The sequence below is a fragment of the Candidatus Macondimonas diazotrophica genome (genome assembly GCF_004684205.1).
In the GTDB taxonomy this organism is placed as follows: domain Bacteria; phylum Pseudomonadota; class Gammaproteobacteria; order UBA5335; family UBA5335; genus Macondimonas; species Macondimonas diazotrophica.
The window spans coordinates 203,733-229,059 of the sequence record NZ_SRIO01000002.1 but is presented as its reverse complement, the minus strand read 5'-3'; the positions used below and the strand labels follow the sequence as shown (position 1 = coordinate 229,059).

Here is a 25,327-nt window from a genome sequence, read left to right as displayed (position 1 = left end):
GCGCCGCGGCAGTCAGGGTGGCGGATACGCCGCCCCGCGCTTCCCATGCGCCGATGGCTGGAGGGATACAGCCGCCGGGACCTGATCGATGACGGCCTCGCCGGTGTCATCACAGCGATTCTGCTCATCCCCCAAAGTCTGGCCTACGCCATGCTGGCCAACCTGCCCCCTCAAGCCGGCTTGTATGCCAGCATGCTGCCACCGATCCTCTATGCCTTCCTGGGAACCAGCCGTACACTAGCCGTCGGCCCGGTTGCGGTGGCAGCCCTGCTGGTGGCCAGCACACTGAGCGGACACGGCATCAGCGATCCCGCGGTCGCCCTGATCTATGCCTTGATCCTCGCATTCGAAGTCGGCGTGCTGCTGCTCTTGCTGGGCACGTTCCGCGCCGGAAAGCTGATGAACTTTCTCAGCCATCCGGTCCTGTCCGGTTTCACCACCGGCGCGGCCCTGGTCATCGTCGTCAGTCAGATCAAGCATCTGACCGGGATTCCGGCCAGTGGACACACGGTCCCGAGCACGCTCGCCGGCCTGGCCGCGGGATGGCCGCAGATTCAACCACTGACGGTGGTGCTGGGTAGCGCAGCGATGGCGTCGCTGTGGCTCGCTGGTGCGCCCCTGAGCCGGCTGCTGCGACACTGGCGGCTGCCGGATCGCCTCGTACTCGTCGCCGGGAAATCTGCGCCACTGGTGGTCGTGCTGGCCGGAACTGCCGCGGTGGCGTTGGGCCATTGGGACGCTGACCATCGGGTCGCCGTAGTCGGCGCCCTGGACCTGGGCCTGCCCAAACCCAACATCGGGTTTCTCACCGCATCGCAGCCCTGGCTGGACCTTCTCCCGTCCGCGGCGCTGATCGCGCTGATCGGCTATGTCGAGAGTGTCTCCGTCGCGAAAGTCCTGGCCAGTCGCCGGCGTCAGCGCATCGATCCGGATCAGGAATTGATCGCCCTGGGTGCCGCCAATCTCGGCGCGGCCTTCACCGGCGCCATGCCGGTCGCCGGCGGCTTCAGTCGCACCGTGGTCAACGACACCGCCGGTGCACGCACGCCACTGGCCGGCATCATCACGGCCTTCCTGGTGGGATTGGCGGCGCTCTATCTGCATGGGCTTTTCATCCACATGCCTCAGGCCATTCTGGCCGCGATCATCGTCGTAGCCGTGCTGAATCTGGTCGACGTCAAGACGCTGCGGCAAGCCTGGCAATACGACCGCACGGATGCAGCCGCACTGCTCGCCACGCTGTTCGGCGTGGTGATGCTGGGGGTCGAGCAAGGGCTGCTGCTGGGCCTTACACTGTCGCTGCTGCTGTTCATCTGGCGCACCGGTCACCCGCACATCGCGCGCGTTGGCCGGGTCCCCGGAACCGAGCATTTCCGCAACATCGAGCGCCATACGGTGGATACCTGGCCCGGTCTGTTGCTGGTGCGTGTCGACGAAAACCTGTGCTTCGCCAATGCCGGACCGGTCGAGGATTTCATCCTCGAAGCGCTGACCGACGCGCCCGATACGCGGCACGTAATCCTGATTGCCAGCGCTGTGAACGCCATCGACGTCAGCGCCCTGGAAATGCTGCAGGGATTGATCAAGAATCTGCGCACGCAGGGCATCACCCTCCACCTCACCGAGGTCAAGGGTCCGGTGATGGATCGCCTGGAACGGATTGGCCTGCCGGACCGGCTCTCGCCGGGCCGTGTCTTTCTGCACACCCATCAGGCCGTGCAGGCACTTACCGATCCGGCAGCACCTTGCCCGGGTTCATCACATTGTCCGGATCGAGTGCGTACTTGATGCGCTGCATCAGATCCAGCGTGACCTCATCTTTGTAACGCGCCATCTCGTTACGCTTGAGTTGGCCGATCCCGTGCTCAGCGGAAAAGCTGCCCCCATGCGCCACCACCCGGTCGTGAACGAGGCGCTCGAGCCGCTCGCGCTGAAGAACGAAATCCTGCGCCTCACCAGCCGAAGGCGCCGACAGGTTGAAATGCAGATTGCCATCCCCCAGGTGACCAAACACACACGGCCGGACGCCAGAGCAACGATCCTGAAGCAGCGGATACAGCTCGCTGATAAAACCCGCGATCTGTCCCCGAGGCAGGCTGATGTCGTGCTTGATGCTGGGCCCTTCGCGCCGCTGGGCATCGGGGATGGCGTTGCGAATCGCCCATAACCGGCTGCCTTGTACGAGATCACGGGCGACCACCGCATCATTCATCTCCGTGCGGCCGATTGATCTGTCCAGTGCACCAGAGAAAGAAGACAGCAAGTCCTCCGCCGTGCCCGGGCGCGACAATTCGACCAGAACAGACCAGGCGCTGTTCAAGGGTAACGATGCAACCACTTCAGGAAAATGCCGGGCGACGAGCATCATGGAAAAATCCGACATGAGCTCGAACGCCGTCAACGCCTCCCCCATTTCGTCGTTGATTGCACCGAACAACCGGAGCGCGGTTGCAATGTCCGGGACCGGGACCAAGGCCACCAGTTGCTGCCTTGGTTGCCGCACCAGCCGCAGGACCGCCGTGGTGATGACACCCAGCGTGCCTTCCGACCCGATGAACAGTTGCTTCAGATCATAGCCACTGTTGTTCTTGGGCAAACCCGAGAGATCCGACCAGACCCGTCCGTCCGCGAGTACGACTTCGAGGCCACGGCACAGCTCGCGCACATTGCCATAGCGCAGCACGTTGTGCCCGCCCGCGTTGGTCGCCAGGTTGCCGCCAATCTGGCACTCCCCGGCCGATGCGAGACTCAATGGGAAATACCAACCCTTGGCCTCGACTGCCTGCTGCAGGTCGGCCAGGCGGCAGCCGGCCTGCACGGTGACGGTTCCTTCGAGCGTGTCGATCGACAGGATGTCTCGCATCCGCCGCAGATTAAGGATGATCTGCCGGCCGCTGGCATCCGGCACTGCGCCACCGCACAAGCCGGTATGCCCGCCTTGCGGCACCATCGCAATGCCTTGGGCGTGGGCGTACTGCACCACAGCAGCGACTTCAGCCGTGCTGCCCGGGAGCACCACCGCCATTGCCGTACCGGAAAAGCGGCCGCGGCGTTCTTCCAGATAAGGTGCCTGCGCCTGAGGGTCGGTGAGGACAGCGCGCGGCCCACAGACACACCGAAAGAAATCCAGGTGACCATGCGTGTGCCGAGGATCCGCATTCACCACGTCAGTACCACTTTTCCGAACGATTCCCCACTGGCGAGATATTCAAACGCCGCATGCGCTTCAGTCCATGACCACATGCGATCGATGACTGGCTTCAGCGCCACCGCCTCCACCGCATCGCTCAGCGCCTCATGCATGCGCCGGCTGCCGACAAACACGCCTTGCAGGCGCACGCCGCGCATCAACACGCGACGCAAGTCGATCTGTGAAGACACACCCGACACGACACCGATCACGGCAATGCATCCACCAGGCCGCACGGCTTCGATGGACTGGACGAGGGTTTCAGCACCGCCGATTTCGATGACATGATCGACGCCCTGACCACCGGTCAGCTCACGGACCGCCTTGCCCCACGCCGGCGTGGTCTGACTGTGTATACCGGCCATTGCACCCATGGCTTCGACGCGATTGAGCTTTTCCCGGCTTCGCGAGACCACGATCACCTGAGCCCCATGGGCCAGAGCCAGCTGCATCGCCATCAAGGAAACCCCACCGGTCCCGATCACCAACACGGTATCGCCCGCCTTGAGTGCTCCCTGCTCGACCAAAGCATGCCAAGCCGTCACCCCGACGCACGGCAGGCAAGCTGCCTGTGCATCATTGAGTGAGTCCGGGGTGCGCACCAGACCATTTTCCGGCAGGGTCGCCATTTCAGCGAGCATCCCGTCGAGCGGCCCGCCCAGGGTCAGCCGACCATAGCGCGCCTGCATACAGCCGTCCGCCCAATCCTGTGCGAATACCCCCATGACGCGATCACCGGCACGCCAGGTCGTGACGCCCTCTCCCACCGCGACCACGGTTCCGGCACCATCCGAACAGGGAATCAGCGGCAGACGCTGACGCGGGTTATAGCGTCCCTGAACCATCATCCAGTCGCGGTAATTCAAAGATACCGCGGCCATGCGGACCTGCACCTGACCAGGCCCCGGACTGGATAGCGGACGCTCGGCTCGCTCCAACCCATCCAAACCGAAGCGCGTCAATTGCATCACTCGAACCATGGAGTCCTCCTGCCGCAGCGCCGTGTGCAAGCCGGGCGCCGGCAAACCCGAATGCGTTTCGTCTATCACAGAAACGGCGAAAGCAGGCGGGCGAATCCATCGCGCAGCTTGATCGGGAGCTTGCGGGAATCCACATCCGCCAGTGTGCAGGCGCGTGCGGCGCCAATCCGTGTGGTGACCAAAGCAGCCAATTGGCTGGCCAACGTTTGATCATAGCATTCGAGATTGCTTTCGAAATTGAGCCGCAAGCTGCGTGGATCCCAATTGGCTGATCCCATGAACACCCAGGATTCGTCGACCACCATCAACTTGCTATGGTCGAAAGCGCCGGTGCTGAACCAGACCCGGCAACCGTGACCCAGTACCTGCCAGAGCTGCCCCATCATTGCCCAGTGCACGAACGGAAGATTATTGTGCGCCGGCAATAGGATATCGACCTGAACCCCGCGCAATGCCGCCAGATTCAGCGCGTTGATCAGGCTGCGATCCGGCAGGAAATAGGGCGTCAGGACCTGTACTTGGTGCTTGGCGGTGCTGAGCGCACCCATCAAGACCCAGGACAGCTGATCCAGATCCTCGTCGGGTCCATCGGATACCGCCCGGCTGATCATGCTGCCCACTGGATGCAGGGCGGGAAACCAGTCCTCTCCCGCCAGACGTTCACCCGCCGCAAAAGCCCAGTCCTGCGCAAAGATGTCCTGCAACTGGCGGACCACCGGGCCTTCGACGCGAAAATGCAGGTCCTGCGTAAAGCGTCGGCCACTGTCCCGGCAGTGATGTATACGCAGATTCATACCACCGGTAAAACCCACCCGGCCATCGCAAATCAGGAGCTTGCGATGATTGCGCAAATTGAGACCGACCAACCAGGCCACACGTTTGCCCGGCAGGAAGCGTGCCACGGTCAATCCCGCCGCCTGCAGGACCGGCACCATCGGCGGCCAGGAATACCGTTCTCCCGCCGCATCCACCAGAATCCGGACCTGGACGCCACGGACCCGGGCCCGCACCAGGGCATCGCGAAAGGCCTGCCCCACGCGATCGTTGCCGAAGATATATGTCGACAGCGTAATGCTCGTGCGCGCCTGCTCGATGGCATGGAGCATTGCGGGAAACGCCTCATCCCCATCCACGAGGGTATGCAACTGGTTGCCGGCCAACAACGGCAACCGGGTCACCCGCGTCACCAGTTCGGCCAATTCGGTGAGATGCGCATTGTGCGTGCCTACGGCGCCGCGCAGCTCGCTCTCCCCGACACGCAGGGCACCTTGAGATGGGGGCCGGATGGGGCGCTTCAGACTACTCGCGTGACGGCGAACACGATTGACACCAAAGAGCAGATAGAACAATGCTCCGAGGATCGGCGTGAACCAGATCACGACAATCCACATGGTTGCAGCCCGAGCGTCCCGTTTCACCAAAGCGACATGGCAGGTCAGCGCCAGTGCCAGGAGGGTGACGAACAACGCGGGTAGGCCGTACCACAGTTCCATGACGGATGGGGTCGACCGACTCAGTGGCCCGATGGAGGCGCGGGCCGGGAGAACACTCGGACCAGTTCGCTGACCAGCGGCTTCATGAAAAAGCTGTCACTCGGCATGATATCGACCCGTACGCCGTGCCGCGCCAGGTCATCGGCGGCGACCGGGCCGATCGCAGCGACCTGCGTCCGGTTGATCCCGCGTTCGAGCACATCCATGAGACCATGCTCCTGCGCCACCTGCCGCAACCGGCGATATTGAGGCTGACTCGTAAACAGAATCGCGTCGATACGGCCCTCACCCAAGGCGTGAATCAGAGCAACGACGCGTTCATCATCGGATTTCGGCGCATACACATAGGGCGCCACCGGACGGGGACGTGCGCCCAATTCCTGCAATGCCGTCATGAGCGGTAAATTGGGGTCTTCGCCATAGAGCTGCACGCCCACATCCCGGCCTGCGACAGGCAGGGTCCGCAGGGTCTCGATCACTCCCGCCGTGGTCGGCGATACGGCACTCCAGCGGGGCTCCAGGCCCATTTCCTTGAGAACCCGTGCCGGTTTCGGTCCCCGAACCAAGGTCGGCTGGCGCGCCAACGCCTGACGGAACGCTTCGTCCAACGCATGCCGTTCCGCGCATGCCAACAACCGCCGCAAACCTTCACCGGTCAGCAGAATGGTCAATGCCGGCGGGTCCTGAATGAAGTGGCGCAGCCATGCCAACACCGCATCCTCATCCGGATGATCGAGGATCGCCACCATGGGGCAGCGCCAGATGGCTGCACCGCGCCGCTCCACCAATCCGGCCAGTACGTCCAGTAAACGGGTTTCGGGAAGCGCGAAGGTTCGCCCTGCAAGCGGGAGGTCATCGCTCATGGTGGCTCCTGGGTACGTTCAGGGATAGTAAAGACTCAGGGTCTCCGCGATACAACACGGCTTTTCCTGCCCTTCCCGCTCTACACTCAGCTGGGTCACCGTCTGGATGGCGCCGGCAATCTCACGCACACCCTTGAGGGTCACGCGCACGCGGATCCGGCTTCCAACGGGTACTGGAGCGGTAAAGCGCAGCTTGTTCAAGCCATAGTTCACGCCCATGCGCATCCCCCGGATCTGGATGACCTCGTCGACCAATGCAGGCGTCAAGGCAATGGTCAGATACCCATGTGCAATAGGCATCCCGTGCGGCGACTCGCGTCGGCACCGCTCGGGATCCGTGTGGATCCACTGGTTGTCGCCGGTCGCCAAGGCGAACTGATTGATCCGCTCCTGTGTCACTTCGACCCAATCGCTGACACCGACCTCCTGGCCCACCAGTTCCTTCATTTCGACAACGCCGTCGATCACCCGCTTGGCCATTTCTGTCTGATCTCCTTGCTTGACGATTCAGGCGGCGTTCGGACGTCGTGCATGCCGATCCTTCAAAGGCGTCCTGCCGCAATCGGCCGACTTTAGCGCAGCACCCGGGGCTGCGAGAAGCGCTGGCGTCACTCGGGATCGGGCGCGCGCGCCGCCGGGGAACGATCGGTGACAGAAGGATGGATCCCCCCGAAGCAATACCCGTGATCCAGACAGTAACGCAACCATTTGTTGAGCATGATATTGACCGACCATCGCTCGGACATCGGAATCATCGGATTCCCACGCCGTGAAGCCGGCGCTGGACTGGGGATGGCTTCGCATTGACGCGCATCGTGGTATACGCGCAATTGCAGGTCCGGAACCATCTGCGACTCATCGGCTTGCCCGAAGTGATGGGTCAGGTGGTAGGTTGTCGTGAACCGCTCGCGCTCGAGTACCGACAGATACAGCGCCGGCAGTCGGGACGGCCGCGCTACAGCGCCGGATGGATAGGGCCCCGCCATACCCAGTAGGTGGAAGAGTGCCGCGTAGTTCTGCTCATAAAGCGCGAGCAGGCTGGCCAGATTCGGTTGCGCATAGCGATGCACCATGAGCGGAACAGTAGCGACATTCATGATGAATTGACCCGATCCAGAGATCTCCCGAGCTGCCCGTCAAGGCAGGTGTGTTAAGGTTTCAACACCATCAACTCGTCACAAGGATCAGCCAATGGCGAATGAAGGCTATCACGAATCTGCCGCTGAACTGCGGCCCGAAACCCGGGACTTGCACCGGGCCATCACGTCTCTGATGGAAGAACTCGAAGCCGTTGATTGGTATCAGCAGCGCATGGACGCTTGCCAAGACCCGGAACTCCGCGCGATTCTGGCGCACAATCGCGATGAAGAAAAAGAGCATGCCGCCATGCTGATCGAGTGGCTCCGGCGCAGAGACGATCGATTTGACAAGGAGTTGCGGGACTATCTGTTTACCGACAAGCCCTTGGCGGTCCTCGAAGCAGCGCACAACGGGGACGGGTAGGCGGAATCGTCGCGGCAATGCGCTCCTAATCCGGGAACCATCCCGGCTTTAGAATAACCCACATGTTTTCGATGAGGTGAGGAGATGGCCAATTCATTCGATCTGCAGCGCCTGATCCTGCTGATTACCGGCGCCGTATTCGCTGGGTTCAGCCTACTTTGTCTGCTGTATCCCGACCTGTTGACCCGGATGACAGGGATACTGGCACCCACTCTGACCAGCCAGATCGAACTGCAGGCAGTGTATGGCGGCCTGCAACTCGGACTGGGGGTCTTGCTCCTGATCTGCGGAATCGTTCCCAAATGGTCCCGTCTGGGAACTTGGGTTCTGGTCGCCATGGTCGGTGGTTTGGCGTTGGCGCGCGGCGCCGGCGTGGCTGCTCATGGCTGGGACAGCTTTTACACCGGCTCCGCGCTGATCTACGAATCGCTGACGGCACTGCTGGGCCTGCTGACCCTGTTTTTCAATCCGCGCCTGAACCGCGCCCCACAATCGACGCCGATTGCGGCGCCCCAGCCAACCGCCCCTGGGAGTACATCCGGGACAGGTGCTGATTCATCGTATTCACCATTGCCCTGAGACGCGCGCGCACCCGCACGCCTTCGCCGGCCGCCCGTGTTCAGAAAAACCGGCGTTGCACACCCGTTTGATCGACGATGGTGCTGGCAATTTCCTCGATGGACTTGTAGGTGGAATCGATCCACGGGATCGATTCCACCTCAAACAGGCGTTGTGCCTCATGGATCTCCCAATCGCACTGCCGACGCGATGAATAGGGGCTATTGGGGCGACGTTCGGCGCGAATCTGCACCAACCGGTCGGGATCGATGCTGAGCCCGTAGAGTTTCTTGCGGTGCGGCACCAAACGGTCGGGCAACACCATGGCATGCAAATCATCCTCGATCAGTGGATAGTTCGCGGCGCGCAAACCAAACTGCAGCGCGAGATAGAGGCAGGTCGGCGTCTTCCCGCATCGCGATACGCCGACCAGAATGATATCCGCCTGACGGTAGTTGTGCGGCGAATTGCCGTCGTCATTCTCCAGTGCAAAATGCATGGCTTCGATCCGCGACTGGTAGGCCCGCTGATTGGCAATGCCATGGGCCCGACCTGCGCTATGAGTCGACTCCTGCCCCAACTCCATTTCCAGCGGATCGATGAACGTCCCAAACAGATCGAGCAAGTAGCCCTGGCTTTCCTGCAGAAGCGCGATCACCCGGTCGTCGACCAGCGTACAAAACAGCAGCGGCCGCACGCCCTCCTCCTGCGCCGTTCGGTCGATCATGGCCACTGTACGCCGCGCTTTCTCCTCACTCTGGATGAATGGCACGCTGATCTGACGAAATTCCACCCCGTCGAACTGGGTGAGCAGGCTTCCACCCAGTGTTTCTGCTGTGATCCCGGTGCGGTCAGAGAGGTAGAAAACAGTACGCTTCTTGGCCATCTATGGTAACCTTCGTCGGCGAAAAACCCGCGCCATTTCAGTGCACCGACCTTATACAGGACGGCCACTGAACGGAACCTTCCCGGCAGGTTAGGCGACTTTCACAAGCGCTTCAACCGGAACCGGAACGGGCTCGCCGGCGCCCCATGCTGGCAATTCTCTCGACATCTGGGGGTTTGGTCTTGGAAAGCTATGTCATTTGGTTCGACGGTCTTGGGATGGGCGACGTGGATCGCGTCGGCGGCAAGAATGCCTCCCTCGGCGAGATGATCAGCAATTTGCGATCAGCCGGTGTCCATGTGCCCGATGGCTTTGCCACCACGGCCCAGGCCTATCGCGACTTTCTTCGCGAGACCGGGCTGCAGGATCGGATCAATACGACCTTGACGGCCCTGGATGTCGACGATGTCAACGCCCTGGCGCAAACCGGCGCCCAGATTCGCCGCTGGATCATGGATGCACCGCTGCCTGCACGCCTGAACGAGGAAATCACTGCGGCCTACGAGAAGATGATGGCCCAGGCCGGTGGCGACATCACGGTCGCCGTGCGCTCCTCGGCCACCGCCGAAGACCTTCCCGACGCATCCTTCGCGGGACAGCAGGAAACCTTCCTCAACGTCGATGGGTTGGACGCCGTCCTGCATGCCATCAAGGAAGTGTTCGCCTCGCTCTACAATGACCGCGCAATTTCCTATCGTGTCCACAAGGGCTTCGACCACAGCCATGTTGCCCTGTCCGCTGGTATTCAGCGCATGGTGCGCAGCGACGTCGGGGCATCGGGTGTCATGTTCACGCTCGATACCGAGTCGGGCTTCAACGGTGTGGTCTTCATCACCGCGTCTTACGGGCTTGGCGAAATGGTAGTCCAGGGCGCGGTCAACCCCGATGAATTCTATGTCCGCAAGGCCGCCCTCGAATCCGGTCATCCGGCGGTTTTGCGGCGGGTGCTCGGCACCAAGCTGATCAAGATGATCTACGCCGACCCAGCTGCGAACGGCAAGCGCGTCGAAACCGTCCCGGTTCCGGAAGAAGACCGCCAGCGTTTCTGCCTGACCGATGCGGAAATCGAGGAGCTGGGACAGCAGGCCCTGATCATCGAGAAGCACTACGGCCGGCCCATGGATATCGAATGGGGCAAGGACGGCCGCGACGGCAAGATCTACATCCTCCAGGCGCGCCCGGAAACGGTCAAGAGCAATATCGGGCACCGCACGCTGGAACGCTATATTCTGAAGACCCACCCGGATAAGCCGCTGGCCCAAGGGCGCGCCATCGGTCAGAAAATCGGTGCCGGGCCGGTCCGAGTGATCCAGGACATTTCGCAGATGGACCGCGTTCAGCCGGGCGATGTGCTCGTCACGGACATGACCGATCCAGACTGGGAACCGATCATGAAACGGGCCGCGGCAATCGTCACCAATCGCGGCGGACGCACCTGCCACGCCGCCATCATCGCGCGCGAACTCGGTATTCCGGCGGTGGTGGGATGCGGCGATGCCACCGATCGAGTGAAGGACGGCGAACCGGTCACGGTGTCCTGCGCCGAAGGGGATACCGGCATGGTCTATCCCGGGCTGATGGAATTCGAGGTGCGCAGCGCAGAGCTCGACGCCATGCCCGATATCCCGGTCAAGATCATGATGAACGTCGGCAATCCGGATCGGGCGTTCGATTTCGCCATGTTGCCCCACAGCGGCATCGGTCTGGCCCGACTCGAATTCATCATCAACCGAATGATCGGCGTGCACCCCAAGGCACTGCTTCATCTGAGCGAACAGCCAGCGGAACTGAAAGCCCAGATCCGCCGTCAAATGGCTGGATATGACGATCCGGTGGAGTTCTACGTCACCCGACTGACCGAAGGCATTGCCACGCTCGCCGCAGCCTTCTGGCCCCATCCGGTCATCGTGCGCACCTCGGACTTCAAGTCCAACGAATACGCCAATCTGATCGGCGGCGCGCAATACGAGCCGCATGAGGAAAACCCGATGCTGGGCTTCCGCGGCGCCTCACGCTATATCGCCGACGACTTCAAACCCTGCTTCGAACTCGAGTGTCGTGCCCTGAAGCGGGTCCGCAACGATATGGGCCTCACCAACGTTCAGGTGATGATCCCCTTCGTGCGGACGCCGGAGGGTGCCCGCAAGGTGACCGCGTTACTGGCTGAAAACGGCCTCAAACGCGGAGAGAACGATCTCAAGGTGATCATGATGTGCGAGTTGCCGTCCAACGCACTACTGGCCGATGAGTTCCTTCAGTATTTCGACGGTTTCTCGATCGGCTCCAATGACTTGACCCAGCTGACCTTAGGACTGGACCGCGACTCGGCCGTCGTGGCCGGCATGTTCGACGAGCGCAACGCGGCTGTCAAAAAGCTGCTGTCCATGGCCATCACGGCCTGTCGGGCACAGAACAAGTATGTCGGCATCTGCGGACAAGGCCCCTCGGATCATCCCGATCTGGCCAAGTGGCTGGTCGAACAGGGCATCCAGAGCATGTCCCTGAATCCGGATACCGTGATTCCCACCTGGCTGTATCTTGCCGACGCCAAAGCCACAACCTGATTCCGCCATTCGTATCCTCGGCCGGATTGATCGCCCGATCGATCCGGCGGGGTTCCCTGCATGAGTACCCATGCTCGATCCTCAGCTGCGCTGATTCTCGCTGCCAGCTTTCTGTTTGCCAGCATGGCAGCCCTCATCAAGACCGTTGCGCCCGATCTTGGCAACCCCATGGTGGTGTTCTTCCGCAACGCCTTCGGGTTGCTGGCACTTCTCCCCTGGCTCGGCCAACTCAGGCACGCCGGCTGGCGAACGTCGAATCTGCGCCTTCATCTGATTCGGGATGGCGCCGGGTTCTCCGCCATGGTCTGTTATTTCTATGCCATCCCCCGTCTCGATCTGGCCAGCGCCATGTTGCTCAACTACAGTGCCCCGCTGTTCATCCCGCTCATAGCCCGGGTTTGGCTGAAAGAGCCCATTGTGCCCGCGGTGGCTGCTGCGATTCTGGCCGGTTTCATCGGCTTGCTGATGATTCTCAAACCGTCGGTTGCATTGACGGTTCCCGCGTTGATCGGTTTGCTGTCCGGCGTGCTCGTGGCTGTGGCAATGGTGGGTATTCGGCGCATGGCTGGCGTGGAGCCCGTCTTTCGTACGGTGCTCTATTTTGCGCTCTTCAGTACGCTGGCTTCTGCGCTGGCGCTGCCGTGGAGCTGGCAGACGCCAGCCCGATGGCACTGGCTGGCGCTGATCGGCATCGGCACCCTGGCGGCCGGCGCGCAGATATTGATCACGCTGGCCTATCATCGGGCGCCCGCAGCACAAACCGGGCTCTACACTTACCTCGCCGTGCTGTTTGGCGGACTATACGGCTGGGTCTTATGGAATGACCGGCCGGATCGTTGGAGCTTGCTGGGCATGGTCATCGTGGTCAGTGCGGCGCTCTGGACCAGCCGCATACGCCGTATCAACGCGCCTCCTTCACAACAGCCTGAGCCGCGCTGACGAACAGCTGCTGGCGATAAAACACCAGTTCCGCCACGGATTCGCGGATGTCCTCGAGGGCCAGATGCGCCCCGGATTTTTTCACCCCACGCATGACTTCCGGCATCCAGCGACGGGCCAGTTCCTTGAGTGTACTGACATCGATGTGCCGGTAATGGAAATAGGCTTCGAGGGTCGGCATGAGCCGATGCAGAAAACGCCGATCCTGGCAAATGCTGTTGCCGCACATCGGCGAAGCGCCGGCAGGTACCCACCGCCGCAGGAATTCCAAGGTTCGACGCTCGGCCTCGATTGCATCGACCCGGCTGGCCCGGACCCGCTCGAGCAAACCCGACGCATGATGCTGGCGTTTATTCCAGTCGTCCATGCCCTCGAGAATTTCGGGGGGTTGGTGGATCGCGACAACCGGGCCCTCGGCGAGCACGCGCAGCTCGTTGTCGGTGATGAGTGTCGCGATCTCGATGATCTGATCACGCTGGGTATCCAGACCCGTCATTTCCAAATCGATCCAGATGAGGTGATCGGCACTGACCGTCATGAGTGTTCCTTGCAAATCGCTTGGGTATCCTCGGCATTCTATCAGGGCCGGTTCGAATCCATCCCGCATGGCCCTGCAAATGGGATAGGATGGCAGCCCGACCGCCGTCATGAGTCACCGTCCCGTATGAATGACGAAATCGTCACGCTTGCCTCGAAACGCTGTCGCCCCTGTGAGGGCGACCTACCACCGCTCGCTACCGAACGGGTGCTGGCCTTGCTGCCGCAATTACAACCCGGTTGGCATTTGAGTGAAGACGGCCGGCGAATCGAACGACAGATGCGATTTCGCAACTACTATCAGACCAGCGCCTTCATCAACGCCGTGATCTGGATCGCACATCAGGAGGACCACCATCCGGATATCTCCTTCGGCTACAACGAAGCGCATATCGCATACACCACGCATGCCATCGGTGGTCTGTCCGAGAATGACTTCATTTGTGCGGCCAAAGTGGATGCCCTGCTCGGCCCATGACGGAGCGTGCCGGCCCTCATGATCTGGCCCGTGTGGTGATCAATCACGGCCCTACGCTCATGCTGGAAACGTCACAGGGTGACCGATACTTCGCTCAATCTCGGCGCGTAACCCCGCCGCCTGTCACGGGAGATCAAGTCCAGTTTGTTGATCTGGGCGGTGGTCAAGCGCGGATTGAACGTGTCCTGCCCCGCCTTTCTGTCTTCTGCCGCCTGGAAGGCCGCCATCAGCGCCGCGTGGTCGCGGCGAATATCGATCAGATCCTGCTCGTGTTCGCCGCCTCGCCGCAACCCGAATCCGACTTGATGGATCGCTACCTGATCGCAGCGCAACTACTGGGACTGCGTCCGCTGCTGTTGATGAACAAGGCGGATCTCGGCGATGTGGAATGCGAAGCAGCCGAAGCCTTGCTGAGGGAATACCTCGCCTTGGGTTATCCGGGGCTGCGTATCAGCGCCACCACCGGACAGGGATTTGACGCCTTGCGTCGCCGACTCAATGGTGCGGCTAGCCTGCTGGTGGGACAATCCGGCGTTGGGAAATCAGCGCTGACCAACGCCCTGATCCCGGGAGCTGCCAACCGGGTAGGTGCGCTCTCCGATGCCCTGGGGACTGGACGACACACCACCACCCATACCCGCTGGCATCCGCTGCCTGGTGATAGCGCACTGCTGGATGCGCCAGGCGTGCGAGACTTCAAGCTGTGGGCCTTGACGCCTAGGGAGCTGATGCAGGGTTTCCCTGAATTTTCGGCGCTCAAGCCTTGCCGCTTCGCCGATTGCCTCCACCAACACGAGCCAGACTGTGCCGTGCGGCAGGCCTTGGACAACGGTGGGATCCCGGCACGGCGCTATCAGCATTACCAGCGCCTATTGGCCCAGATGCAACAGACCCCGGCGTGGCGGCGAAGGCCTTGACCGCGTGGCCTGCGACGGCAATTTTCGGGCCTTTGCGGGATCGGGAGTCAACTTTCCGGTCCCAGATCCTCTGGCTTGGCTCGGTCTTGGGCCAGACCACCATCGGCGAGCACTTGCGGATCGAGCAACCGATCGATCTCCGAGTCCGGCAGATCAGTCATCTCCCGAGCCACTTCGCGCACCGCCACGCCGCGTTCCAGAGCCAACTTCGCGATTTGCGCACCAGCTTCATAGCCAATCAACGGATTGAGCGCGGTGACCAGAACGGGGTTGCGGGCCACGAGGGCGCGCATATGTTCGGTATGCACCACGAATCCGTCGATGGCCTGGTGGCCCAATGCCCCGCATGCCCGAGTCAACAAGGTCAATGCGTTCAGCAGATTGTCAGCAAGCAATGGCAGCATGACATTGAGCTGAAAGTTGCCTGATTGGGCGGCAACGGTAATTGCGGCGTCATGGCCGATCACCTGTGCGGCAATTTGTGCCACCGCCTCGGGAATCACCGGATTAACTTTACCCGGCATGATACTACTTCCCGGCTGCAGCGCCGGCAGAGTGATCTCACCCAACCCGGCCAGCGGGCCACTGTTCATCCAGCGCAGATCATTGGCGATCTTCATCAGGACAACGGCCAGAACTTTCAAGTGCCCCGAGAGCTCGAGCGCTGTTTCCTGACCCGCAAGGGCCGCGAACGGGTTATCGGCCGCGCGAAACGGCAGGCCGGTTCGGCGCTGCAATCCAGCCAGGAAAAGGGGCAGGAAGTCCGCAGGAGCATTCAGGCCGCTCCCAACCGCCGTCGCGCCCTGAGCAACAGCCAGCAAGCGCATGCGTGTCTGCTCAAGGCGCTGACGGGCCTGCGCCAGCTGGCTCTCCCAGGCGCCTAATTCCTGTGACATCCGGATGGGTGTCGCATCCATCAAATGGGTGCGCCCGGTCTTGACGACATCATGAAGCGGCCCCGCTCGGCGGGCGATACGGAGTTCCAGATCATTCAGTGCGGGCAACAGGTCCCGCTCCAGCATAAGGACGGTACTCACATGGATCGCGGTGGGGATGACGTCGTTGCTGCTCTGCGCCAGATTGACCTGATCGTTGGGATGCACCACCTGTCCCAACGACGCCGTGGCGAGATGCGCGATGACCTCGTTCACGTTCATATTGGTGCTGGTTCCGGAACCGGTTTGATAGACGTCGACCGGAAACTGATCGCCGTGTTGGCCGTGCATGATCGTCTCGGCCGCATTCACGATGGCCAACGCCACCTCCGGGGTCAGCAGTCCCAAAGCGCCATTGGCTTCGGCTCCGCAAGCCTTGATCAACGCAACGGCCCGGATGAAGGCGGGCGGCATGGGGCGTCCGCTGAACGCAAAGTTCTGGATAGCCCGCTGGGTCTGGGCGCCCCACAAGGCGCGATTGGGCACTTCGATCTCGCCCATGCTGTCGCGTTCGATACGCGTTGCCGCAGACTGTTGACTCATGGTGTTCCTCCAGAAAATGGCGATTGAGGTCTCAAGAAACAGCCCTTTCGCCGCCAAGTCGCACTGATTGCAGTATGATGGCGCCCTGATCGAGTTTATCACCCGGCTGCCGGCTTTCCCGACGCGCCCGTGGTACTTGCCTTATCTGGACCGGAGACCCCATGGAACTGACCGCGCTAACCGCCCTTTCCCCCATTGATGGCCGCTATGCGGACAAGACCTTTGAGCTGAGATCGATTCTCAGCGAGTTTGGCTTGATCCGTTATCGCGCCCTCGTGGAAGTGTGTTGGTTGCAAACGCTCTCCAATGAACCCTCGATCGCAGAAGTTCCCCCGCTCAGCGACGGGGCTCGAGGGCGGCTGGACGAGATCATCTCCCGCTTCGGTTTGGAACAGGCGCAACGGGTAAAGGCGATCGAGGAGATCACCAACCATGATGTCAAAGCCATGGAGTACTTCCTTAAGGAGCAGATTGCCGGACAAAGCGAACTGGAGGCCGTGAGCGAGTTCATCCACTTCGCCTGCACCTCTGAAGACATCAACAATCTGTGTCACGCCTTGATGCTCAAGGATGCGCGCGAACAGATCGTGTTGCCGATTCTGGATCAGTTGATCGAAGCACTGCGCACGCTGGCCCACCGCTATGCGGATCTCCCGATGCTCGCACGCACCCATGGGCAACCTGCCTCACCCACATCCATGGGTAAGGAAATGGCCAATTTCGTGCATCGGCTGGACCGCCAGCGCCGTCAGTATGCCGAAGTCACCCTCTGGGGAAAGCTGAACGGTGCCGTTGGTAATTTCAACGCCCATCTGATCGCTTACCCGGAGACCGATTGGCCGCGGCTGAGCCAGAGCTTCGTCAATGAGCTTGGGCTGACCTGGAATCCATTCACAACCCAGATCGAACCCCATGACTACATGAGCGAGTATTTCGCGGCATTGATTCGAATCAATACCATTCTGCTGGACATGTGCCGGGATATCTGGGGATACATCAGCCTGGGCTACTTTCGTCAACGGCCGGTGGAAAATGAAGTGGGTTCTTCCACCATGCCCCATAAAGTGAATCCCATCGATTTTGAAAATGCCGAGGGCAATCTCGGTATCGCCAATGCCTTGCTTGGCCATCTCGCCGAAAAGCTGCCCATATCGCGCTGGCAGCGTGATTTGAGCGATTCAACGGTCCTGCGAAACCTCGGTGTCGGCATTGCGCACAGCTTGATCGCTTATCAATCCATTTTGCGCGGCATTGGCAAGCTGGAAGCCGATCCTGTTGCTTTGCAGCGGGATCTGGACGCGAACTTGGAAGTGGTCGGGGAAGCCATCCAGACGGTGATGCGCCGCTACGGTATCCCGCAGCCCTATGAACAGCTCAAAAAGCTGACGCGGGGGCAACGGATCACGCCGGAGCAACTCCACGCCTTCATCGCCGAACTGGCGTTGCCGGAGGAAGTCCGCGCCCGTCTTCTTGCACTGACCCCAGCCACTTATATCGGCAATGCGGCCAACCAGGCCCGCCAAGCCTGACCAACAGCCGACACGCCACTGATGACGCAATTTGTGGCGGATTGGAGCAATCCGCCACATCGACACTCAGGCAGGCGTTTCGAGTAACCCTTCTTCCACAGCCTGTTGCAGATAAGCCCGGAAGTCATCAGCCACATCGGGATGCCGCAACGCGTATTCCACGTTCGCCTGCAAGTAGCCGAGCTTGCTCCCGCAGTCGTAGCGCTTGCCATCGAACTGATAGGCAAAAACCTTCTCATAGGGCAGGAGCCCTGCAATCGCGTCGGTCAGCTGATACTCGCCACCGGCACCGCGGGGAAGCTCTCGAATCAGCTCAAAGATGCGTGGAGTCAGCACATAGCGCCCAACGACCGCAAGGTTCGAAGGCGCAACCTCAGGTTTGGGTTTTTCAACCATCCCCTCGATTTCTGCGACTTTTCCCGGCTTCTTGCCAAGCTGAACAATCCCGTACTGATCGGTATGACTCGTGGGGACCTGTTCCACAGCCAGAATGCTGGCGCCGTACTCGGCGTAGGTATCGCACATCTGCGCAAGAACCGGCTTGTCGCGCCCATCCAGCAAATCGTCTGCAAGCAGCACGGCAAACGGGTCATTGCCGATAACCGGCTGGGCACACAGGACCGCATGTCCAAGCCCCAAGGCTGCCGGCTGGCGAATGTAAACACACGTTACATTCTCCGGAACAATTCCGCGCACGATATCCAGCAGCTTTTGCTTTCCACGGGCCTCAAGCTCGCGCTCCAATTCGTAAGCCTTGTCGAAATGATCCGGAATTGCCCGCTTGTTACGCCCGTTGACGAAGACCATGACCTCAACGCCAGCAGCAACCGCTTCTTCAACCGCATATTGGACCAAAGGCTTGTCCACAACGGGGAGCATTTCTTTGGGACTGGCCTTCGTTGCCGGCAGAAAACGCGTGCCCAAACCGGCAACCGGAAAGACCGCCTTACGAATCCGGCGAACGCCGGAGTTGGGGACGTTCATCAAGACGCTCCTTATTCATCAGGGTGGTGTCGACTGATCTTGCAAACACAATCTCTCAATCGAGAACGCTGGAGGCATCCGCCCCGGCAAAAATGAAAGCCATATTAAACAAAAAGAGGCTCCTGAAAAAGGAGCCTCTTTTTGTCGTCACATCAGCGTTTCGAACTAGAGGCCGACTTCGTTTTGCCTTCCTGTAATAGCACGTCTGCTGCAATCTTTTCCAGCGTTGCATCCCCGATTCCGGGGACGTGCGTCAGGTCCTCCTTAACTTTGAACGGGCCATTCTTTGTGCGGTAATCGACTATGGCCTTGGCTTTTGCAGGACCGATTCCGGGTAACGCGTCAGCAATCGCCTCCGCATCGGCAGTATTGATGTTGACCGGTGCCGCCTGGATGCCCTGGGCCATGAGTGCCCCGGCGATCAACACCATCCATTTCGAACGCAATAACTTGAACATCTTGAAGGTCTCCTCGTAATTGGCATGTCTGAATCAGTCCGCGACTGATCAGGGTCAACGCCGAGTCTCGCCGTCCCACCCCGTTTCATGCAGAGGATGTGACAGCGAATTCGGCGGGCATGCCAACGGCGTAATCGTTCCCCATTGCTGGCATCCCGGGCATTGCCAATGCAGAATCTGCCCGGAAAAACCACAATGGCCACACCGATAATGCGGATGACCTTCGAGGATCTTTCCCATGAGTTCATGGAACAACATCACTTCCGACAATTCCAAGGCGCTTTTGTTCTGTAACCGGAGTTGCAACCACTCCTGCAAACCCTCGAGCGTCGGGTAACCTTTGGCATACTGCCGTAGAGCATCGGCCGAATCGCCCTTCATCTTAAGTCGCAGGCGAATGACATCCAGAATCTTGGCAGCATCCTCACTACCCCGATAGCCGGCCAATCGTGCGAGAAATGCATCCCGACCCGAGAAATCGCCCAACCGACCATACAGCTCAAGGATGGCGTCGATCACCAACGGCAAGAAATGGGCATCCTGATCGAGAATTCGCAAGGCGCTGCGCAGAGCAAGCGGAAAATCGGTTTCGATCAGCGCCAATCGCATCGCCAAGAGGCTGGCTCGCACGCATCGCTGATCTGCCTTGAATGCATTTTGAATCATTCGCTGGGCTTCGGTCAGATTGCCGGCATCCAATGCTTGCTGCGCAAGTTCGCAATGGTAGTGTGCAATCCGTGTTGAGATCGATGGCGTTGTCCCTGATCGGCTCAAAATGAGGGATGCCGTTGCCAACGCACTACGCCAATCGCGTTCACGTTCATAGATTTGCAACAGCAGATCCAAGACCGGATGGGCGCCGGGCACACGGCCCTTCAGCTCAGAGAGAATCGCTTCAGCACGATCCAAGACGCCGAGTTTCAGATAATCATGGGCCAGTTCAAACAGGGCTTGATCTTTTTGCGTGCCTGTCAATGTGGGACGCGCGATCAGATTCTGGTGAATGCGGATGGCACGATCGACTTCACCCCGCCGCCGAAACAGGGCACCTAACGCCAGATGAGTCTCAAAGGTATCGTTGTCAACCGCGGCCAAATGAATGAAAACTTCAATGGCCTTGTCCTGCTGCTCGCTCAGCAGGTAGTTCATACCGCGCAGGTAATCCCGGTTCAGAACATTGAAGTCGTGATCGTTTGGGAGCGCGCGCGTGCGTCTCCCGATCAACCAGCCGGACAGCGCAGCGATCGGCAGAAGAAAAAACAGGAGCCCCTGATCAAGGGCCATCTTTCAACGGAATTTCCCGGAGATTGGCAATTTCCTGTTCGGCAATACGACAACGCCGTTCGATTTTCCGGGCGCGCAGTCGCTCACGCAGCCATGGGAGCATCATGCTCACGACCCCAAACAGCCAGCCCAGTATCAGCACCGACGCTGCAAAGACGGCTAATGGAACCGTCAGGGTTCCGCCCGGATACGTGATCTCGACCGGTGCCGCATTCTGCCATGCCAAGACAGCGAATGCGGCCAATAGCGCAAGTGAGATCAGCAAAGCCAATAACCGCATCACATTGATCCTCGCGAGCCTGCTCTAGAGCGAGCGTGCGCTGCCGTCCGCTTCGTTCTCGCACGACCACCAAAACTCAAAGAGTCATGGCAAGTCGGCTAACCCATGATAATCATTTGAGCAGGACGCCGGTCAATTCAGGATTGATCTGGCATCGCTCACCTGCCATGCCGAACGTCGTCAGGAATGCTGCCCATTGAGAGCGTTCACCCGCTCCCGGAGCTCTTTGCCGGGCTTGAAGTGCGGCACGAACTTTTCCTGAAGGGTCACTGAAGCCCCGGTTTTGGGATTGCGACCGATCCGTGGGGGACGATGGTGCAGCGAAAAACTGCCGAACCCGCGGATTTCGATACGATCGCCCTCTGCCAAGGCAGCTCCCATCATGTCAAGAATCCCTTTGACAACCAGTTCCACATCGCTATGCGGCAAGGCGGAATTTTTCGCCATTTGTTCAATAAGATCCGACTTGGTCATGACGTTCGAGTCCACAAATCGATGAAAACCGAGAGACGACTGCCGGAATTACCAAGGCATCGAAATGCCCTGGTAATCCGTGCAGACCGAAGGAATTGAAAGTCCGGCCGAAATCAGTTTTCGTCTTTCTGAGCCGAAATCTGCTGGCGCAACAGGTCACCCAGGGTGGCAGAACCGGCAGGAGAGGTGGTCATGCGACCATAATCTTCCATCGCTTCCTTCTCCTCATGGGTTTCCTTGGCCTTGACCGACAGCGTCAGCATGCGGTTCTTGCGATCCACGTTAACGATCTTCGCCTCGACCGTATCATCGACATGGAGCACGTTGCGCGCGTCTTCGATCCGGTCACGACCCAGTTCCGAAGCCCACAGCTGCGCTTCGACACCCTCCGCGAGTTCCACCACGGCAGACTTCTGATCCACTTCGATCACCCGTCCGGTGACAATGCTGCCCTTGGGATGATTAGCCAGATAGGCAGCAAAGGGATCCTGTTCGAGCTGCTTGATTCCCAGCGAGATCCGCTCACGTTCCGGGTCGACCTGCAACACCACCGCTTCGATCTCGTCGCCCTTCTTGTAGCGCTGAACGATGTCATCACTGCTTTCGGCCCAAGTGATGTCGGACAGATGGACCAAGCCGTCGATCCCACCTTCGAGCCCGATGAAGACGCCGAAATCGGTGATGGACTTGATGGTACCGGAGATCCGGTCGCCCTTATTATGGGTTTCAGCAAATTCCTTCCACGGATTTGCCTGGCACTGTTTCATGCCCAAGGAAATTCGGCGGCGCTGCTCATCGATGTCGAGCACCATCACCTCGACTTCATCGCCGATGGATACCATTTTGTTCGGATTCACGTTCTTGTTGGTCCAATCCATCTCGGATACATGGACCAGACCTTCCACGCCTTCTTCGATCTCGACGAAGCAGCCGTAATCCGTGATATTCGTCACCTTCCCGAACAAGCGGGTTCCGGAAGGATAGCGACGTGCAATCATTTCCCACGGATCGGCACCAAGCTGTTTCAGACCCAGGGATACGCGACGACGCTCCCGATCGAACTTCAGCACCTTGACTTCCAGCTCGTCCCCGACGTTCACAACCTCGGAAGGATGCTTGACACGCTTCCACGCCATGTCGGTGATGTGCAGCAAGCCGTCGATGCCGCCCAAATCGATGAACGCGCCGTAATCCGTCAGATTCTTGACTACGCCACGCGCCACGCTGCCTTCCTGCAGATTGTCCAAAAGCGCTTCACGTTCCGCGCTGTATTCCTGCTCGACCACGGCGCGGCGGGAGACCACCACATTGTTGCGGCGACGGTCCAGTTTGATAACCTTGAACTCAAGTTCCTTACCTTCAAGGTATGCGGTGTCGCGGACGGGACGCACATCGACCAGGGAACCCGGGAGGAAGGCGCGCACCTCGTCAATGTCGACCGTATAGCCTCCCTTGACTTTCCCGGTCAACAGGCCCTTGATGATCTCGCCCTGCTCGAATGCCTTTTCCAGAACGGTCCAAGACTTGGCTCGCTTGGCCTTCTCACGCGACAGCTGAGTTGCCCCGAAACCGTCCTCTACGGCGTCCAGTGCGACCTCGACTTCATCGCCGACGGCGACTTCCAATTCTCCCTTGTCGTTGTAGAACTGGCGGATGTCGATCACACCTTCGGACTTGAACCCGGCATTGACGATCACGCTGTCGCCACGGATTCCAACAACCCGACCCGTGATGATGGCGCCGGGCTGCATGGTTTGACCACGCAGGCTTTCTTCGAACAGTTCGGCAAAACTTTCAGACATGCAAACTCGCCACAATGGCGGCCTTTCGGCCGGTTAGGGTCCCGAGACATCCCGGAACTGAATGACAACAGGCGGGCCTACTCCGGCTCGCCACCGCGCCCCGCCGCAACGGGAATTCATTGACTGGTTCAAACCAGATGGCGGATCCGCGCCAAGCCGATGATATGCTCACACAGCTGCTCCGGAGACCGGCCCGTCGAATCGACCACTTGAGCTTCGGCATCGGGCACCAGCGGCGAAACAGGTCGGTCGCGATCTTGGCGATCCCGATCCTCAATCTCCTGAATCAAGCTGGTGATGCTAGCACTGATACCATGCTCCATCAACTGTTTATGACGACGACAGGCGCGCTCTTCGGCCGATGCAGTCAGGAAAATCTTCAGGGGCGCATCTGGAAAAACCACAGTCCCCATGTCCCGGCCATCGGCGACCAGACCGGGCGACCGGCGATCGGCTCGCTGACGCGCCAGCAGCGCATCCCGAACGGCCGGCTGTCGCGCTACCCTCGATGCTGCGGCGCCCGTGGTTTCGGCTCGCACCTCGGCCGTTACCTCGCGCCCCTCGAGAAAAATCTGCTCGCGTCCTCGACTATCCCAGCCGAACACGCAATCCAACCGATGGGCAAGTCCGGCAAGCGTCTCAGCCGCATCCAGATCAACCCCCTGTTTTTTCGCCGCTACGGCGACCAAGCGGTACAGCGCACCGCTATCAAGAAAATGCCACCCCAGACGTTGAGCCAACATGCGACCGACCGTCCCTTTTCCGGCACCGCTCGGGCCGTCGAGACAGATGACGGGTGCCGGTGATTGATCATGCATCGCGAAATACCGTTGAAACAGTCAATCCCGCCTCGACAGCCATGTTGGCAAAACCAGGGAAGGACGTTTCGACATTGTTGCAATCGCCAATCTCGATTGTTCCCTCGGCGCGCAACGCCGCCATGGCAAAGGCCATCGCGATGCGATGATCGCCATGACTTTCGATGCGGCCGCTTTTCAGCGTGCCACCTTGGATGCGTATCCCGTCCGGCCGTGGATCGACGAGCGCCCCCAAGCGTGCGAGCCCATCGGCCATTACCTGAATGCGATCGCTCTCTTTGACCCTCAACTCGGCAGCACCGGTCAGCACCGTTTCGCCCTCCGCATAAGCCGCCGCCACGAACAGAGCGGGAAACTCGTCGATCGCCAGCGGCACCAGCGCTTCAGGAATCTCGATACCGTGCAACGGCGCCGCACGTACCCGCAAATCGGCAACCGGCTCAGCACCGAACATACGTTCTCGTTCCAGGCGGATATCGGCCCCCATGGCGCGCAGGATCTGGATAACCCCGGTACGGGTCGGATTGATTCCCACATCCCGTAGCAGGATCTCCGATCCCGGGGTAATACTGGCGCCAACCAGGAAAAAGGCCGCCGAGGACAGATCAGCCGGCACCTCAACGGACGCGGCACGTAAGCGATGCCCCCCGCTCAGACGCACGCTCAGCGATTCGCGGTGGATGGGATAACCGAAGGCTTCCAGCATGCGCTCGGTATGGTCCCGCGACGGCGCCGGCTCGTCGATGCGGGTTTCACCGGTGGCGTACAGGCCGGCCAGCAACAGCGCCGATTTCACTTGGGCGCTGGCGACGGGGGAGATATGGTGTATCCCATGCAGCAGCCGACCTCCGCTGATCTCAAGCGGCGGAGTCCCATTGTCGCTACCGTGAATCATGGCTCCCATCCGGCTCAACGGATCAATGACCCGGCGCATGGGACGCCGACTCAGCGACGCATCACCGGTCAGTGCGCTATCAAAGGGTTGCGCGCACAACAAGCCGGCAAGGAGTCGCATGGAGGTGCCCGAGTTGCCCAAATCCAGGGGCTGATCCGGAGCCGTGAGCCCCGCCATCCCCACGCCATGGATGCGCAAGCATCCCGCGTCCGGCCCATCGATGCGAACGCCCATGGCACGGAAGGCGTCACGCGTTGCCAGGCAATCCAGGCCATCGAGAAAACCGCGGATTTCGGTCACCCCATCGGCAAGCGCGCCGAAGATGACGGATCGATGGGAAATTGACTTGTCTCCCGGGACTCGGAACTCACCGGACAAAGGACCGGCCTTGGAAACGACATAGTCGATCGACATGAT

General features: G+C 60.3%; 25 protein-coding genes. 8 read left to right on the top strand and 17 right to left on the bottom strand.

The window, feature by feature from the left end:
- Positions 1-45 precede the first annotated feature (45 nt).
- Positions 46-1,788 (top strand): SulP family inorganic anion transporter, encoded by a 1,743-nt coding sequence (locus tag E4680_RS02625; protein ID WP_135280812.1) that lies wholly within the window; start codon positions 46-48, stop codon positions 1,786-1,788.
- Here the strand turns inward: E4680_RS02625 and E4680_RS02620 are convergent.
- The 6 genes from E4680_RS02620 to E4680_RS02595 form a co-directional block, all read right to left on the bottom strand.
- Positions 1,727-3,163 (bottom strand): FAD-binding oxidoreductase, encoded by a 1,437-nt coding sequence (locus E4680_RS02620; protein WP_205688716.1) that lies wholly within the window; start codon positions 3,161-3,163, stop codon positions 1,727-1,729. The two genes, E4680_RS02625 and E4680_RS02620, sit on opposite strands and share 62 nt — an antisense overlap.
- The gene (locus tag E4680_RS02615; RefSeq protein WP_135280811.1) at positions 3,160-4,170 is read right to left on the bottom strand and encodes a zinc-dependent alcohol dehydrogenase family protein; all 1,011 of its coding nucleotides are present in this window, start codon (positions 4,168-4,170) and stop codon (positions 3,160-3,162) included. Before E4680_RS02615 ends, E4680_RS02620 begins: the two co-directional genes overlap by 4 nt.
- A gap of 65 nt (positions 4,171-4,235) precedes the next feature.
- Positions 4,236-5,663: a cardiolipin synthase gene (gene cls, locus E4680_RS02610; RefSeq protein ID WP_135280810.1), complete on the bottom strand. Its 1,428-nt coding sequence runs from the start codon at positions 5,661-5,663 to the stop codon at positions 4,236-4,238.
- A 20-nt stretch (positions 5,664-5,683) separates the two neighbouring features.
- Positions 5,684-6,526, bottom strand: coding sequence for a uroporphyrinogen-III synthase (locus E4680_RS02605; RefSeq protein WP_135280809.1), 843 nt, complete (start codon positions 6,524-6,526; stop codon positions 5,684-5,686).
- 18 nt (positions 6,527-6,544) lie between these two features.
- Positions 6,545-7,006 carry a MaoC family dehydratase gene (locus E4680_RS02600; RefSeq protein WP_135280808.1) on the bottom strand — a complete coding sequence of 154 codons (462 nt, stop codon included), beginning with the start codon at positions 7,004-7,006 and terminating at the stop codon, positions 6,545-6,547.
- A gap of 128 nt (positions 7,007-7,134) precedes the next feature.
- Positions 7,135-7,623 carry a DUF1249 domain-containing protein gene (locus E4680_RS02595; RefSeq protein WP_135280807.1) on the bottom strand — a complete coding sequence of 163 codons (489 nt, stop codon included), beginning with the start codon at positions 7,621-7,623 and terminating at the stop codon, positions 7,135-7,137.
- 94 nt (positions 7,624-7,717) lie between these two features.
- Here E4680_RS02595 and E4680_RS02590 point away from each other — a divergent pair, with 94 nt between their 5' ends.
- Entirely contained in the window at positions 7,718-8,029 is a 312-nt protein-coding gene (locus E4680_RS02590; RefSeq protein ID WP_135280806.1) for an encapsulin-associated ferritin-like protein, read from the top strand.
- Between the two features lie 84 nt (positions 8,030-8,113).
- The gene (locus E4680_RS02585; RefSeq protein ID WP_135280805.1) at positions 8,114-8,608 is read left to right on the top strand and encodes a DUF4345 family protein; all 495 of its coding nucleotides are present in this window, start codon (positions 8,114-8,116) and stop codon (positions 8,606-8,608) included.
- A 40-nt stretch (positions 8,609-8,648) separates the two neighbouring features.
- Here E4680_RS02585 and ppsR read toward each other — a convergent pair whose 3' ends face one another.
- Positions 8,649-9,473, bottom strand: a complete 825-nt coding sequence (ppsR, locus tag E4680_RS02580) for a posphoenolpyruvate synthetase regulatory kinase/phosphorylase PpsR (protein WP_135280804.1) — start codon at positions 9,471-9,473, stop codon at positions 8,649-8,651.
- A 182-nt stretch (positions 9,474-9,655) separates the two neighbouring features.
- On the opposite strand from ppsR, the gene ppsA reads away from it, so the two are divergent.
- Both ppsA and E4680_RS02570 read left to right on the top strand, forming a co-directional pair.
- Complete coding sequence (gene ppsA, locus E4680_RS02575; RefSeq protein WP_135280803.1) at positions 9,656-12,037, top strand: phosphoenolpyruvate synthase; 2,382 nt, start codon at positions 9,656-9,658, stop codon at positions 12,035-12,037.
- Between the two features lie 60 nt (positions 12,038-12,097).
- Positions 12,098-12,976: a DMT family transporter gene (locus E4680_RS02570; protein ID WP_135280802.1), complete on the top strand. Its 879-nt coding sequence runs from the start codon at positions 12,098-12,100 to the stop codon at positions 12,974-12,976.
- Here the strand turns inward: E4680_RS02570 and orn are convergent.
- Positions 12,939-13,514 carry an oligoribonuclease gene (gene orn / locus E4680_RS02565; protein ID WP_135280801.1) on the bottom strand — a complete coding sequence of 192 codons (576 nt, stop codon included), beginning with the start codon at positions 13,512-13,514 and terminating at the stop codon, positions 12,939-12,941. The two genes, E4680_RS02570 and orn, sit on opposite strands and share 38 nt — an antisense overlap.
- A 126-nt stretch (positions 13,515-13,640) precedes the next feature.
- On the opposite strand from orn, the gene E4680_RS02560 reads away from it, so the two are divergent.
- Positions 13,641-13,991 (top strand): 4a-hydroxytetrahydrobiopterin dehydratase, encoded by a 351-nt coding sequence (locus E4680_RS02560; RefSeq protein WP_135280800.1) that lies wholly within the window; start codon positions 13,641-13,643, stop codon positions 13,989-13,991.
- A complete protein-coding gene (rsgA, locus tag E4680_RS02555) occupies positions 13,988-14,908 on the top strand; it encodes a ribosome small subunit-dependent GTPase A (protein WP_135280799.1) in 921 nt (306 codons plus the stop codon). The genes E4680_RS02560 and rsgA overlap by 4 nt, the downstream gene beginning before the upstream one ends.
- 47 nt (positions 14,909-14,955) lie before the next feature.
- Here the strand turns inward: rsgA and E4680_RS02550 are convergent, their stop codons facing one another.
- Positions 14,956-16,386, bottom strand: a complete 1,431-nt coding sequence (locus tag E4680_RS02550) for a class II fumarate hydratase (RefSeq protein ID WP_135280798.1) — start codon at positions 16,384-16,386, stop codon at positions 14,956-14,958.
- Between the two features lie 161 nt (positions 16,387-16,547).
- On the opposite strand from E4680_RS02550, the gene purB reads away from it, so the two are divergent.
- Positions 16,548-17,915 (top strand): adenylosuccinate lyase, encoded by a 1,368-nt coding sequence (purB, locus tag E4680_RS02545; RefSeq protein WP_135280797.1) that lies wholly within the window; start codon positions 16,548-16,550, stop codon positions 17,913-17,915.
- Between the two features lie 66 nt (positions 17,916-17,981).
- Here purB and galU read toward each other — a convergent pair whose 3' ends face one another.
- The 8 genes from galU to aroA form a co-directional block, all read right to left on the bottom strand.
- A complete protein-coding gene (gene galU, locus E4680_RS02540; RefSeq protein WP_135280796.1) occupies positions 17,982-18,899 on the bottom strand; it encodes a UTP--glucose-1-phosphate uridylyltransferase GalU in 918 nt (305 codons plus the stop codon).
- A gap of 152 nt (positions 18,900-19,051) precedes the next feature.
- The gene (locus E4680_RS02535; RefSeq protein ID WP_135280795.1) at positions 19,052-19,357 is read right to left on the bottom strand and encodes a ComEA family DNA-binding protein; all 306 of its coding nucleotides are present in this window, start codon (positions 19,355-19,357) and stop codon (positions 19,052-19,054) included.
- Between the two features lie 54 nt (positions 19,358-19,411).
- Positions 19,412-20,641: a lipopolysaccharide assembly protein LapB gene (gene lapB / locus E4680_RS02530; protein WP_135280794.1), complete on the bottom strand. Its 1,230-nt coding sequence runs from the start codon at positions 20,639-20,641 to the stop codon at positions 19,412-19,414.
- Complete coding sequence (locus E4680_RS02525; protein ID WP_135280793.1) at positions 20,631-20,921, bottom strand: LapA family protein; 291 nt, start codon at positions 20,919-20,921, stop codon at positions 20,631-20,633. Before E4680_RS02525 ends, lapB begins: the two co-directional genes overlap by 11 nt.
- A gap of 180 nt (positions 20,922-21,101) precedes the next feature.
- Complete coding sequence (locus E4680_RS02520) at positions 21,102-21,410, bottom strand: integration host factor subunit beta (protein ID WP_276605604.1); 309 nt, start codon at positions 21,408-21,410, stop codon at positions 21,102-21,104.
- Between the two features lie 98 nt (positions 21,411-21,508).
- Positions 21,509-23,197, bottom strand: coding sequence for a 30S ribosomal protein S1 (gene rpsA / locus E4680_RS02515; RefSeq protein ID WP_135280791.1), 1,689 nt, complete (start codon positions 23,195-23,197; stop codon positions 21,509-21,511).
- A gap of 128 nt (positions 23,198-23,325) precedes the next feature.
- Positions 23,326-24,015, bottom strand: coding sequence for a (d)CMP kinase (cmk, locus tag E4680_RS02510; RefSeq protein WP_135280790.1), 690 nt, complete (start codon positions 24,013-24,015; stop codon positions 23,326-23,328).
- Positions 24,008-25,324 carry a 3-phosphoshikimate 1-carboxyvinyltransferase gene (gene aroA, locus E4680_RS02505; protein WP_135280789.1) on the bottom strand — a complete coding sequence of 439 codons (1,317 nt, stop codon included), beginning with the start codon at positions 25,322-25,324 and terminating at the stop codon, positions 24,008-24,010. The genes cmk and aroA overlap by 8 nt, the downstream gene beginning before the upstream one ends.
- Between the last annotated feature and the right edge of the window lie 3 nt (positions 25,325-25,327).